Below are 14,548 nucleotides of genomic sequence, written 5' to 3'. Positions count from 1 at the left end.
TCGAGAGATTCATAAGAAAACGTCATCCTTTCTAGTCTAGCTTTTTTAGAAAGAATAACGTTTTTTTACACTTGGGGGTAGTGAAGATTTTTAAGTTGATGGGCATGGGTTAGTTGCAGAAAAATCTTTACAATGGTAAATTCTTTAACATTTTATCAATCCATGCTAGAGTGTGAATCCTGATACAAGGCACTTCAGTTCTCATTGTAGAAACTGCAAGCAAATCCTGCTAAAATAATGGGTTGATACCTTGGTGTTATTAGGAATTTCTCGTTTAAAGCTTCTCTTAAGAGGGGGAATTCAACTTTATTATGCCCCTTTAGAAAAAAATTCTAATCGGAATAATTTCATTTATATATTTATGATACTGATTATTACACTTAGGAATTATCTTATTTAGAATGAAAAGTCCCATACATGAAGAGAGGCATCATCTTATGTTATAGGTATAACCTTATTGAATTTCTTTAAAGTAAGAATTACAATTAATGACCTTAAAATTGGTACAATCATTATGAAAATGAGGCAGAAAAGCCGAATTCCTTAAATTAGGAAAACGGCTTTTTATCTACAAAAAAATCTTTTCACTTAAATTTTATTATTTTTTGGCAGAAGACTCTTTCTCCATATGCATAAAGGTGTGAAACCACTAATAACCGGGAAATACATGTCAGATTGTATAAGCCAAAACTTTCGCTATTAATTACTTGTACAAATTTTCTATCAACCCTGCTTGGCAATGTTGATAATTAACGAACAAGATACTTAAGTTCTCACAGTATGTCTACAAGCAAAGGCTATTTGATATTCGCAGGACCCCTACTATAAACAGACCACAAGTTAGTTAAGTAGGGCAGAACTCAGATCATTTAACCTGTTTGAATTTATTCATGAAAAAGACATCACTTATTATTTTAATTATAGTTTTATATATATCGACAGATTCTTTATTAAATCAAAAAATTATTAATAAAAATTTATCTTTTTACGACAGAAGACTCTTTCCTCAATTTGTGTGAAGGTGCGATAGCACCAGCAAATAGGTGGGAGATGAATGTCGGTTGGCGTAAGCCAACATGTTTGCTATTATATACTTGTACAGATCGCTCTTTGAAAACTGAAGATATAAGGTTGGTTGCAGAAAGACGTTGCAATCGTAAAATCTTCAACGTTCTACCATCCCACGTTTGCCGAAGTTGCGAAAACCAAGCTAAAGTAGGTAGCGTGATGAGTCAACGTACAAGATACTTCTGTTTTCACCGTAGGGACTACGGGCAGAGCCTGCTAAGATAACTGGTGGATACATCGGTGTTCGCAGGAATCTCCCACTTCAAACAGTCCGTAAGGACGTTAAGTGGTGAGTAGTTCAAGTTATATAAAATTAATTCTTCATTTCTTGTTCTTCTATTATGAATTGTGAGACCAAATGTGATAATTCTTCTACTTTTCCCTTTACTTTTTTAGATTGATTCGCTATCTCCTCAATTGATACTGCTTGTTCTTGGATTGAATGTGCAGCATAATTGGTTCCGCTTGCTACCTCCGCTGCAGTTTTAGAGACTGTTGACAAGGATATATTCACTTCCTCTGTTCCTGCAGACATTTCTTCTGTTGCTGCACATACCTCTTGCATTTGACTAGATATTCCATCAATATCCTTTACAACAGAAAAGAATACGTGGTTTGCCTTCTGAGCTGCTTCCTTTCCTTCTATTGCTTTTTGTTTCCCCCTTTGCATTACATCAACTGTTGCCTTTGTATCTTGTTGAATATTTTTAATTAAATGATTTATTTCATTGGCAAACTCCTTGGATTTTTCCGCCAAATCCCTTACTTCTTCCGCAACCATCGCAAACCCTTTCCCATTTTCACCTGCACGTGCAGCTTCAATTGCAGCGTTTAATGCTAAAAGATTAGTTTGTTCTGCAATATTAGTAATAGCATTTAGGGCTTTATCAATTTGTTGCGTGCGTGTAACAAGTCTATCTATTACTATAGAGGTTTCTTCAACAACTGCATGTACACTATTCATTTGAAGGATAGATTGTTTTATTTCTTCACTGCCTGAATTTACATGTTCAGTTGTTTTAACAGTCATTTCCGTAATCATTGTTGACGATTCGGCAATAGTTTGAACTCCAGTAGCTATTTCTTTTAATGATGATGAATTCTCTTGGATACTTATAAATTGTCCTTCAATTTTGGTATTTACTTCAGAAATATTTTGAACAACTTCATTTGATATATCAGTTGCTTTTTTTGTATTTTGTAACATACCTTCCGTAGAAGAAATAACCTCATTGGTTGTACTCTTTACATTTCCTATTAGTTGTTGTAGATTATCTAACATATTGTTAAAAGAGTGTACTATACGTCCTAATTCATTATTAGATTCATAAGAAGTGCGTATTGTTAAATTACCTGCAGATACTTTTTCCATGTCCTGTTGTAATAATATGATTGGTTGCTTGATTGCACGTTTAATAAAATAACCGATAAAAGTAACAATTATTATTACTATAACTGATATGCTAATAAACATTGTCATTGTATTTTTTATACTGCTAATATTAGATTCCTGTAACTGTTGTGCATTATTTTTGTTATATCTAATAAGCTCCTGAATGGATTCTATTGCCTTTTTAATATTTGGTTCAATTTCTTTTAAATAATATGTATATAAATCTTCATTATTGGATAAGTTTACATCTTGTATTTTTTTTATTTGCATTCTTAATTCATCAAATGATCCATAGAAATCTTTATACAATTTTAATTCTTGGTTAGAATTAATTTTAGATTCCAATTGTTTTAATAATTTATCATTTTCTTTTCGAGCCCCGTTTATCTCCGCTAGTAATTCTTTACTTCTTTTTTCATCTTGTGATATCATCATCTCCATTAAATTCATATTAACATGGAAAATATTCGCTTCTACAGCCCCAATATGTTGGATTGACAATAAATTATGTTCGTACATATTAGTTGAAGCATTTTTACTTTTTACTAAGCAAAAAAAACCTAATGTTGAAAGAATTATACAAGCAACGATAGATATGGTTATCAATCCATTTAACTTAGTCCCTATCTTACTATTTTTTATAAATGACAATCAAATTCACTCCATTGTTTTAATCAGTTTTTTAGATTTGTTTTTTAATAGAAATAATTGTAATTTCGAGAGAGCACGGATTCAATTCATTTTTTGGTTAAAAGCGTCTGTAATATTATTTAAGTACTTTTTTAACTGAGTTGTATATCATCAGTTTAAATGTTCGGTTGCTATAGGATACACTCCTTAGCCAACTCAGAATTATACTGATGATTGTTAAAGGAAAAATAAAAATTACTCATTCCTCCGCCCACCAAAACACGGATATTTTTATGAGTATAGTAAATTAAAAATACAAAAAAATTTAGGGTTTGTATCGTATGGATATTTTAAAAGCTTAGGGTAATCTAAAAATCTTTTAGACTAATCTATATTATTCTTTAGATTTCTGCTCAAATAATAATATTTTTGGTTCTATAGTTAAATTTTCTATTTTTAAAGTGACTCACTCTTTTGCTAAGACGGATATACCATTTTTAGCAGCTACTTCAGCTTCCATCATAAATTTATTTTCTGTAGAAAAGGTTATTTTGCTGGATAAATCTTAGAAAATTTCATAGGATTCATAGTTTGTTTACAATCAGTTGAATTCTATAAATCAATTTGTCTAGCCTAAAGTAGATTAGTATTTGAGTAGTTGAGAAGTCATTGTTAATTAACCGTAAGAATTCTTAAATTCTAACTCATATGCCATTACATCAATTCCACTACGAATTAATTAATACCCCTTAGATAGATATCATAGAATTGAACCCTCCACTGCGAACTAATTCCTATTTTAGGAAAACTGTACTCCTTCTGTTTCAGAGAGGGAAGAAATTGTTTATCTGTATAATTTTCTGTTTCTGTATCTACCGTTTTAAAGACGATTCTAAAACACTAAACTCCATAGTCTTAATTTATTATTTTTTTATATTTTTATCCAAATTACCCAAAAAATTGCACGAAATTATTATACTAAATAACTTTTAATAAATTAGTACGTAATACCACCCTTCTAGGAAATCATTTTATTTTTCCTTAAAGATAATCATATATATAGGTATTCAAAAGCCAATCTTCATTAAATTAAACATAAATACATAAAATCACGTAGTTTATTAGTATATATATATAATTTTTGATTATAAATGTATTACTAATTGAATATAAATACGCATACCCTTAATTGAAAACAGTACTGGAGCTTAATAATGTCATAAAAAATTTACACAAATATGACGCATTAAATGAATGACAACATAATACAATTAACAATAACGTGCATTGTTATATTTATAAATTCAAGGTTTTTAATATCACATTCTTTATACTTGTCTTTTCGAAAATCTTTTTGCTATCTATGGTTATTATTTTTTGTTTAGATGAAATCTCATTTTACTCTCCATATATTCCTGAAGATAATAAAAAAGATGATGGTTTTAATTAAATATTTTAACAGGGGAAATACACCCATAATACAGGTATAAAAAAATGTCTTACACAAAATTTTTTTATGCCTGTATTTTCTGTTTATGATTTGTTTCGAATTAACATTCGGAATAAATTAGTTTGGCATATTTTCACCCCAACTATATTTAAGGTTAAATTTAGAATTTTTTTGTCATGTAAAGCCTTCGCAAAAAAATATATCTACATATCACTCGTTAAATCAAATCATACAAAAAACGGACATCATTCTCTTAAGAGTGATGTCCGTTTTTTATTCGTATAAAAATTTTCTTATTTATCTGTTAATATAGGTCAGTAATCATTCTTTATTTGCATACGTTACATTTTATAACGTATCTTATTCCTCCATAAGGAGTAATTCCACGCTATCCACGATGAATGTTCCTTCTGTTTCTCCGATCTCAATCCATACCTTATCGGTCTCTGGGAAGTACTCTAAATCCTTTGTTACATAACCAGCCGGTAGTGGTGTGTAATCCCCATAGCCTCTGTTAGATTCACAAGGATTCTCTCTTCGTCCATCTGTATACGATTTTTCTTCATAGACTGAAGCGTAATCAGCTGGTACGGAAGGGTTATTACCATAGGCTTCGTCATATCCTTGATTACGAGAAGTGTACGTACCCTCATATTCTTCTTGAGTCCCAGTATAATTATTACACGTTACTGTGTTGTTTGGATATACTTCCTCTTCTACACAGTTGCTGAATTTCAGTTCGTCTGTATTGTCTTCGATCTCATGGATCGTTACGCAGCCCTCTCCATATCCCTCTTTATATGCTGTGACACGAAGGATATAGCCACGACCTGGACAGACACGAACCTCTTGTGACACTTCTGCCTCCCATTCTGGGATAACAAGGACCGAACGGTGGTTGTTTTGCTCTTCTACATCTACATGACCTTTCACGTTCCAGCATAATAAGCCATTATTGAAATCGCCATTTTTAATGACATTTCTCGCATCATATAAGGAATACGCTGTAAAAATACGTCCCTCTAATTCTTCGAAAATGGCCGCATTGACACCTGGAATCACAGACAACTCTGGCAGATACGCTTCCCGGATTCTATGAACGCGTTTATCTGCCGCATGAATCATCGCGATGTTCGTATCCACTTGTAATCTATCATATTGAGAGTTTACAAATAAAGCATCTACAGATTCTTTTGCCTCTTTATAAACAATATTTGTTTCCAACTGCAGTTTCTCTCGTTTGTCTCTCCACTTCTTCTCCGCTCTTTTCACACGAGCTAGTGCTTCCCCTAATAATGGTTTCTCTTCGAGAAACTCTAGATTCCCTAGTCTTGCATGGCCATCTTGCGTCTTAATCTTGAATATCACCCATACACCTAAGTCCTCATTTAAGTCTGTACATCCAACATCAATATCCAAGGTGAAATGATGGGAATGATGTGCACATTTTTCCCCGTCTCTGCAGGAACAATCTAGATCAGGATTCCATTCAAGGTGTGGCGCGCATCGATTCGGTTCTCCACACTTTCCGATTGGACTTTGGGCTGAAAGCGGCCATAAGGAACCCGTGCCTGGCACATTTACTATTTCGTGTTTTGCATTGTAACGGATCAAATAGATTTCTAAGTCTTGACTATCTTCGATATACCCTCTTAATTCATAACGGGTATAAGCTTTTAATTTCGACTCATCTATTTTCTGATATAAATACGTTGGATAGCACTCATCAACGGTACCCGGTAGTGTGACGTAATTCTCTTTGAATACGTCATCTCCTCCTTGGATGGTAATATCTGTACTTCCTCTCCAGCCACGGTCTGGTTGTCTATTGATCCCTCTGAAGTTTGGATCTTGAAGTAAATTCCGCTCATCACTGAGTCGCTTCGCATGTTTGACTTTCTCGGACAATTCTCGCTTTTCATCCAGACAAAATTCATCTGATAAACAATCCACTAAATTGGATACTTGATCAATATGATAATCCGTCACATCGGTTTTTAACCCGATTTGATTGGAAGAAGTAAACAGGGCATTCACCGCCTTTTGTGCTCTTTCTAAATCAGATTCTGCTTCAAATGTTGCATCTGCTAGAATAATTTCAATTTTATCTATATAAAGTTCACCGCTACTAATAGAACCTGCACCAAATAGAGGTTGTTCACTTATCCCAATTATATCTGGATTAGCTCTAAATGAAAAAGGATTACTAAAATCGGTATATCTAAATGTTCTAGATGTTAAGTTCTCCCCTATTTCCATAGTTTTCTGAAGAGGCATATTTACACTAACTTGGCCTCCCACTCCTGTGGATGCCGCTCCTGTTAATACTATAACTCGTGCATCCCTACTGGAAGCGTAACGAAATCTTAAACGGTATCTTTGGGTAATTGGTGAATTAATATTGACTTGTAGAGATACAAAATCACCAAAGGTATTTCTTCGAAGGATATCCCCTCCTGTAAATCCTGGTCCTGTAATGACAGAGGTGCCCCCCCAAACTCTAAATCCTTTCACTAAAGGTATTTGATTAATTCTCTCTGGATCAATTGTATTTGTAAGAGTTGCACTACGATGCGTCCAAGAAAATACTACACCAGTTGTTAAAAAAGGTGTTCCAGATCTTTGAACAAAAGTTGCATGACATAAACGATGACTATATCCTTCGCGAGGTGGCACACTATTATCCTCAGGCGGTAATTCAGTTAAAGAATCAACCGTACCTCTTCCTCGATACGTAAAGCTATTTGTAGGTGTAGAAAATTCTACTCCTTCAACACCACGTAAATTAAATGGTGGCGCTGGCCAAGGTTGCTGTAATAATCGTAAAGTAGGATTTGATAAAGTCCTAAATACCGGTCCATTAAAAGTAAAGGATCTTGGAGGCTCCTGGTTCGCCTCTCTTCCATATATAGGAGATGTTATGTTACCACCTCCTATAAGGCTAGATATTACTCGATGTCCTCCCCAATAAAAATTGCGTCCAACACTAAACCAATCCGTAAAGATTGTAAGATTATTCAATATATCAAATAAATGAGGATTTCTAATTGCGCTGCTCTCCATAACGTTAAAAGTAGGTAATTGAGCTACAGACTGTAACTGTGGATTAAAATTAATTAATGGGTCCGTATAAACTTCCCTTGTTAGTTGACCAACTGGCTGAATTGGATATCTCCTATTGTCATAGTTTGGAAAGAAAGCGGCGATATCTAATACAGTCAATGTTAAGTCTCTCCGTAATCGATTATATGTTATCCAATCTTGATACGTAGATTTCGGTAAATTATTTAATCCCCGATTATACGTATTTGCACAGTGATCAGCATATTCATCAATATGCCTAATTAGTCTATTATAGTTTTCATTGACATTTATCGTTGTCAATCCCCATCTTTCTCCAAAAATTACAGAATCTCTTAATATAGCTAGATGCAGATTGGCCGCTTGAGCATAAACGGATAAAAGGGGTACTTCAAATCCAGAAATTTGAAACGAAGGAATGTCCCTTTCAAGTAGCCCATCAAGTATACGAAAGCGATCAATTACTCTGGTCCTGGTTGCTGGATTATTAGGATCTTCTTCCCATTCTTTAAATGCTTCCACATATATATTGAAATTGTTTCCTAATCCTTCTAAATTAGCAATAGCAGCATTCCTAGCAAATTCAGCTATTCTTTCATTAATTAATTGTTCAATTTGTACTAGAAATGCATCCCATTGAGAAGGGCCAACTATTCCCCATACAAAATCTATTAATCCAACTAAAAATCCTCCCCCTGGTACAAAGTTAGATACCAGAAACTGAACAAGTGACAGAGAAATATCAATTGATGAATTACCAGTTGATATCCGTTCTCCATCCAAAAGTACTTCTTCAGGATTACTTAAACAATTGTAAGGTATGCATTGATTTTGATTATTTTCCTCCATAAAATACCTCCGTTTTTTTATTAAACTACCAAAGTTCTGATAGTTTGATACTGTTTTTCATTACCACGATTTAATACATATGACACATCTTATGAAAAAATACAAAAAACGTAACAAATTTTATAAAATATCAATATATGCCCCATATTTAAAATTGACCGATTATGTTCCTACCCCTGTCAAGTAGACAGTATTAAAAAGACTAAGCAGTCATCGAGATTTGAGATTCTATTGAAGCTTGATGGTTGAGTCGTTTTTTGAACCGTCTATAGTTATAAAAGTAAATATATTTTTCATTGGCTTGTATTAAATTTTCTTCTGTTTTAAAATGATTCAAATACAACATCTCCGATTTGAAATGGGAGAAAAATGACTCGATACAAACGTTATTATGGCAGTTTCCTTTGCGGGAGTAGTTACCAATGATACTTAAATCGGAAAGTCGTTTGTTGTAGGCATGAGATGTGTACTGGAATCCTTGATCTGAATGGAGAATGGTTCCACGCACGTCTCTTTTTTGTGCCAATATTTCAATCGTATCTAATACAAGTTCATTATCATTACGCGTAGATATTTTCCAAGAAACAACTGCGTTATTATAAACACCTTGTACAACAGAAAGATACCGAAATTCCTCTTGGAATTGTAGGTAAGTAATATCTGTAACAAGTGCCTCATTTTGTTGGCGATCTTTAAACTCACGATTTAAAACATTCAGAAAAAATTTGGAATAGTTCCCTTTAAAGAAGCAACGCTTCTTTCGAATAATAGATTGGATGTTTAGCCCCATCTTTAAGCGATATACTTTCTTGTGATTTATAAAATATCCCTCTTCCTGTAAAGGGATTTTCATATGTGGATAACCAAATTCTTTGTGCTTTACGTGAATAGATCTTACTTTTTTAATCATTTTTCGAGTTCTAGCCGTATATTTTTCATACCTTTGGTATGAATACTTCAACGATGTACACCCGCAAATTTCGTAAACCATATAACTGGATATTTCTCTTTTAACCAATTTGATACACCTTTCATTCCACCATTTTTCCCACAAGTATCTGTAATTCCACTAAATTCTTTATATTTTTTCACCAAATTTTTTAGTTGTGTAGAGCCTCTAATCTGATATTTTCCTTTATCATATTGAACTTCCTTCACCGTTTAAATAACCAGGGCTTATTTCTCTTTCATCCATACTTTAGAGTTCCTGAGAATAAATCTTTGAATTTAAGGTTTGTATACATATGTCTTATAAATTGTTTGGGTATACTACATTCGTAAAAAAACTAGCTGGCTTATATCTGGTTCACATCTTTGACGGTTAATCTCTTATAATGTTTTTGTAACATAACCTATGTTTTAAAATCCACAGATATGGCAAATGAGCACTTTGCTATATCTGTGGATTTTAAAACTTTTTTCATACATCCTGTATAGTGTAGGCGTGCAGCTTTATATACCGTAAATAAATAGTTCAAACTATATTGCTCTATTAAAAAACAAGTACTTTTAAGAATGTATGTGTTTCATATCAAATTTATACCTAATAAAAATGATGATTATATTTTTAAGATAATCAAGGTAAATATAAAAGAGTACGTTCTTTTTCGAACGTACTCTTTTCCTGCATGTAATCATACTAAATTTCAAACCATTTTACATGTACATATTAAATTTAACATAAAATAAGCAGAATAGAAACAATAATCAAATTAAAATAATGATATCTTGTAAGAATTTTTTTAGTTATTCATTTTCTATCTCTATCTGAAGTTTCGCATAATATATCCCACTTCATTTAAATATTAATGTTATAGTGATGAAAGTTTAAACATTTTTCTTTTTCTTAAATGTGGTTACGGTTTTAAAAATTCACATGAAGGGTTTCATATATCGAGGACTTCAAATAAAAACCAATTTCCCATTAAATTCGCCTCTTTCCACAAGCTATAAAGGATGATAAAGCCCCCCTTTTCCATTCCCACTGCAAATATATTAAATATACAAACTTTAACATTATATTTATAGTCACTTTTTATGAGAAAATCATCAATATACAAGGGAGTCGGAACCTCGATATTTAAAAGTGAGGATGAAATTGAAAACCCCCTGTCACTTTCACGAATTGACAGGCCGCATCGCAGACCGGTACCACTTTTACATCACAGACTGTTACATTGTGACAATTTAAATGAAGAGGTGGTAAATGCCCCACACTACATTGAAGTACATGATCTACACATACGGTATCTTTACAACACAATGCTATGTCTTGATTTTGGGAATCTGTGAAGCAAACACATCGTTCATCCTTTGGCCTCACCTCTATATTAATCAGAAAAGAGATACATCCTTTTATTTTTAACACATTAACATCGATTTCCGTTTGACCACAATCTTTTACCTCAACCACTTTGCGACACGTTTCTTTTATAATAGACAGACAATCAAGTTGATAGACGATTTTGGGCTGGCATTCTGATATAACTTCCCATCCTTTAGGAATTGAAATGGTACAACAAAATGGTACCTTATGCTTTTGATTTTTTGAATTACTATATGATAATTCTATCGATGAATGCTCATCTTCATTTCTTATTTTTTTATTCATTGTAGCTACACTTCCTTATTCAGTTTTATCCTACTACTTGATTCTCTTCTTAGGTTCTTAACTATATATTTTATGCAGAAAATATAAATTTGCGACTGTTTTTGTTGTAATGTATCATCCAAAAATTATGAATGTGGAACAAGTATTATAAGGGAATATCTCTACATAACATGATCTTTTTCTCAAGTAAATACTATTTTGACAATAAAATTTCGTGCGCACTTATCATTAGCACACACCATATAAAAAACGGACATCGCTCTTTGAAGAGTAATGTCCGTTTTTTTTTACAACTGTAATTTACTTATTTAATTGGAACGGAAGTTAGACTACTATTTTAATTAATATTTATTAAACTGCTATACTCGGATGGTCCTATTCCTCCATAAGGAGTAATTCCACGCTGTCCACGATGAATGTTCCTTCTGTTTCTCCAATCTCAATCCATACCTTATCGGTCTCTGGGAAGTACTCTAATTCCTTTGTTACATAACCAGCTGGTAGTGGTGTGTAATCTCCATATCCTCTGTTAGATTCACAAGGATTCTCTCTTCGTCTATCTGTATACGATTTTTCTTCATAGACTGACGCATAATCAGCTGGTACGGAAGGGTTATTACCATAGGCTTCGTCATATCCTCGATTACGAGAAGTGTACGTACCCTCATATTCTTCTTGAGTCGCAGTATAATTAATACACGTTACCGTGTTGTTTGGATATACTTCCTCTTCTACACAGTTGTTGAATTTCAGTTCGTCTGTATTGTTCTCGATCTCATGGATCGTTACGCAACCTTCTCCATATCCCTCTTTGTACGCTGTAACACGAAGGATATAGCCACGACCTGGACAGACACGAACCTCTTGTGACACTTCTGCCTCCCATTCTGGGATAACCAGGACTGAACGGTGATTGTTTTGTTCTTCTACCTCTACATGCCCTTTCACGTTCCAGCATAATAAGCCATTATTGAAATCGCCATTTTTAATAATATTTCTCGCATCATATAGGGAAAATGCAGTGAAAATACGCTCTTCTAATTCTTCAAAAATAGCCGCATTGACACCCGGAATCACAGACAGCTCCGGCAGATACGCTTCTCGAATTCTATGAACGCGTTTATCTGCCGCATGAATCATCGCGATGTTCGTATCCGCTTGTAATCTATCATATTGAGAGTTTACAAATAAAGCATCTACAGATTCTTTTGCCTCTTTATAAACGATAGTTGTTTCCAATTGTAATGTTTCGCGTTTGTCTCTCCATTTTTTCTCCGCTCTTTTCACACGAGCTAGTGCTTCTCCTAATAATGGTTTCTCTTCGAGAAACTCTAGATTCCCTAGTCGTGCGTGGCCATCTTGCGTCTTAATCTTGAATATCACCCATACACCTAAGTCCTCATTTAAGTCTGTACATCCAACATCAATGTCCAAAGAGAAATGATGAGAATGATGTGCACATTTTTCCCCGTCTCTGCAGGAACAGTGTAAATCAGGATTCCATTCAAGGTGTGGCGCGCATCGATTCGGTTCTCCACAAGGTCCAATTTGATTTTCTACAGAAAGAGGCCATAAACTTCCTGTACCTGGTACATTTACTATTTCGTGTTTTGCATTGTAACGAATTAAATAGATTTCTAAGTCTTGACTATCTTCGATATACCCTCTTAATTGATAACGGGTATAGGCTTTTAATTTCGACTCATCTATTTTTTGATATAAATACGTTGGATAGCACTCATCAAAGGTACCCGGTAGCGTAACGTAATTCTCTTTGAATACGTCATCTCCTCCTTGGATAGTAATATCCGTACTTCCTCTCCAGCCACGGTCTGGTTGCCTATTGATCCCTCTGAAGTTTGGATCTTGAAGTAAATTCCGCTCATCACTGAGTCGCTTTGCATGTTTAACTTTCTCGGACAATTCTCTCTTTTCATCCAGACAAAATTCATCCGATAAACACGCAACTAGATTGGATACCTGATCAATATGATAATCCGTCACATCTGTTTTTAGCCCTAGTTGGTTTGTAGACGTAAACAGGGCATTCACCACCTTTTGCGCTCTTTCTAAATCATATTCTGCCTCAAATGTTGCAGTAACCGGTATAAATTCAATTCGATCTATATAAACACCCGATTGGATGTATAGATCAAATTCTTCTTGAGCTCGTGAAAAGGTTATTGGAGTGAAGAGTGTTGTATGAGCGAACGAACGAGATGTTAGTGTTTCACCTGCGTCCATAGTTTTTGGAAATGAAATTCCATACGAAGGTGGCTGTGAATATCTAAATGTACCACTCCTATTTGCTACCGAAGCATAACGGAAACGTATATAATAACTTTGTGGTAATCTTCCTGTGAAGGTTACTCGTAAGGTCCCCAGCTCGCCCATACTATTCCTAGTCAGAATATCTCCACCTGTAAATCCAGGACCTTTAATGACGGAGGCACCAGATGCAAGAGTATGCGCCTTTACCCATGGAATTTGTGTAATTCTAGATGGACTTACTTCATTAGTAGGGCTGGCACTACGGTGTGTCCAAGAAAATACGGTGCCTGCTATTCTTGGTCCACTAATCCGTTCTAAAAATGTTGCATGGCATAAACGGTGACTATACCCAATTGCAGGAGATACGCTGGCATCTTGAGGTGGTAATTCACTAAAAGAATCTATTGGACCGCTTTTACGATAGATACTTCTACTTATAGTATTTTGGAATTCCACTCCCTCGATTCCAGCTACAGGATTTGAATTGTCAAGGCCTGTAATATATGAAAGTGTTCTAAATATTGGTACGCTAGGTGATGCGGTAATAGTTACGGGGCGCTCTGTATTTCCTTCCCTTCCATATAAAGGGGATCTTATCAAATTAGTAGTGGTTCCTGTGCGGAAAGAATTTACCAAGTGCCCTCCCCAATATGCATAACGTGCCAGACTATCTGTATAAATGGTAAAGCTATTTAAAAAGTCTACTAAATGAGGACTTCTAATTATAGCACTTTCAGCAGCTGAAAAGGTTGGATAGCTTGCTGCAGGAGAAAGATTTTCATTAATAAAAGGTAAATCCAGATAGACTTCCCTCGTTAGCTGAGTAGCTGTTTGAATTGGATATGTTCTAATATCATAATTTGGAAAAAACGCAACAATATCTAATACTGAAATTGTCAATTGTCTCCGGAAACGATTATATACAATCCAATCGCTAAGAAAACGACCTTCCAAACGCCTTAATCCCTGATTATACGTATCCACACAATGGTTAGTATAAACATGAATAAGGCTAGTCAGATCACTATAGCGATTATTGATAGTCGCTGTATCATATCCCCATCTTTCTCCGAAAACTGAAACATCCCCATGCCCATCAACTTAAGAGTGAGCACAACCTGAGCTTTCGACTCATCGGATCAAAACATTCCTAAAATAAAAGCATACTCTTAAAAATAAGCATCTCAAATAAACC

The 14,548-nt window shown here is 34.3% G+C and carries 6 protein-coding genes and 1 pseudogene; all 7 read right to left on the bottom strand.

Annotated features, from left to right (window positions below; translation table 11 throughout):
* Nucleotides 1-977 precede the first annotated feature (977 nt).
* The gene (locus MR168_RS28480; RefSeq protein WP_071699962.1) at nt 978-1,169 is read right to left on the bottom strand and encodes a hypothetical protein; all 192 of its coding nucleotides are present in this window, start codon (nt 1,167-1,169) and stop codon (nt 978-980) included.
* 212 nt (nt 1,170-1,381) lie between these two features.
* Nucleotides 1,382-3,112 carry a methyl-accepting chemotaxis protein gene (locus MR168_RS28475; RefSeq protein ID WP_021728425.1) on the bottom strand — a complete coding sequence of 577 codons (1,731 nt, stop codon included), beginning with the start codon at nt 3,110-3,112 and terminating at the stop codon, nt 1,382-1,384.
* Nucleotides 3,113-4,901: 1,789 nt separating this feature from the next.
* The gene (locus tag MR168_RS28470) at nt 4,902-8,471 is read right to left on the bottom strand and encodes an insecticidal delta-endotoxin Cry8Ea1 family protein (protein WP_242291678.1); all 3,570 of its coding nucleotides are present in this window, start codon (nt 8,469-8,471) and stop codon (nt 4,902-4,904) included.
* A 202-nt stretch (nt 8,472-8,673) separates the two neighbouring features.
* Complete coding sequence (locus tag MR168_RS28465) at nt 8,674-9,462, bottom strand: IS3 family transposase (RefSeq protein WP_076612201.1); 789 nt, start codon at nt 9,460-9,462, stop codon at nt 8,674-8,676.
* The gene (locus MR168_RS28460) at nt 9,429-9,629 is read right to left on the bottom strand and encodes a hypothetical protein (RefSeq protein WP_021728246.1); all 201 of its coding nucleotides are present in this window, start codon (nt 9,627-9,629) and stop codon (nt 9,429-9,431) included. The genes MR168_RS28465 and MR168_RS28460 overlap by 34 nt, the downstream gene beginning before the upstream one ends.
* Nucleotides 9,630-10,551: 922 nt before the next feature.
* Nucleotides 10,552-11,082, bottom strand: a complete 531-nt coding sequence (locus MR168_RS28455) for a hypothetical protein (protein ID WP_021728245.1) — start codon at nt 11,080-11,082, stop codon at nt 10,552-10,554.
* A gap of 375 nt (nt 11,083-11,457) precedes the next feature.
* A pseudogene (gene cry1Da / locus MR168_RS28450) lies at nt 11,458-14,439 on the bottom strand (pesticidal crystal protein Cry1Da); the annotation flags it as partial.
* Nucleotides 14,440-14,548: the final 109 nt, after the last annotated feature.

The sequence above is a fragment of the Bacillus cereus group sp. BfR-BA-01356 genome (assembly GCF_022663635.1).
GTDB lineage: Bacteria > Bacillota > Bacilli > Bacillales > Bacillaceae_G > Bacillus_A > Bacillus_A cereus.
The sequence above is the reverse complement of the archived record's forward strand: the minus strand, read 5'-3'. Positions and strand labels throughout refer to the sequence as shown.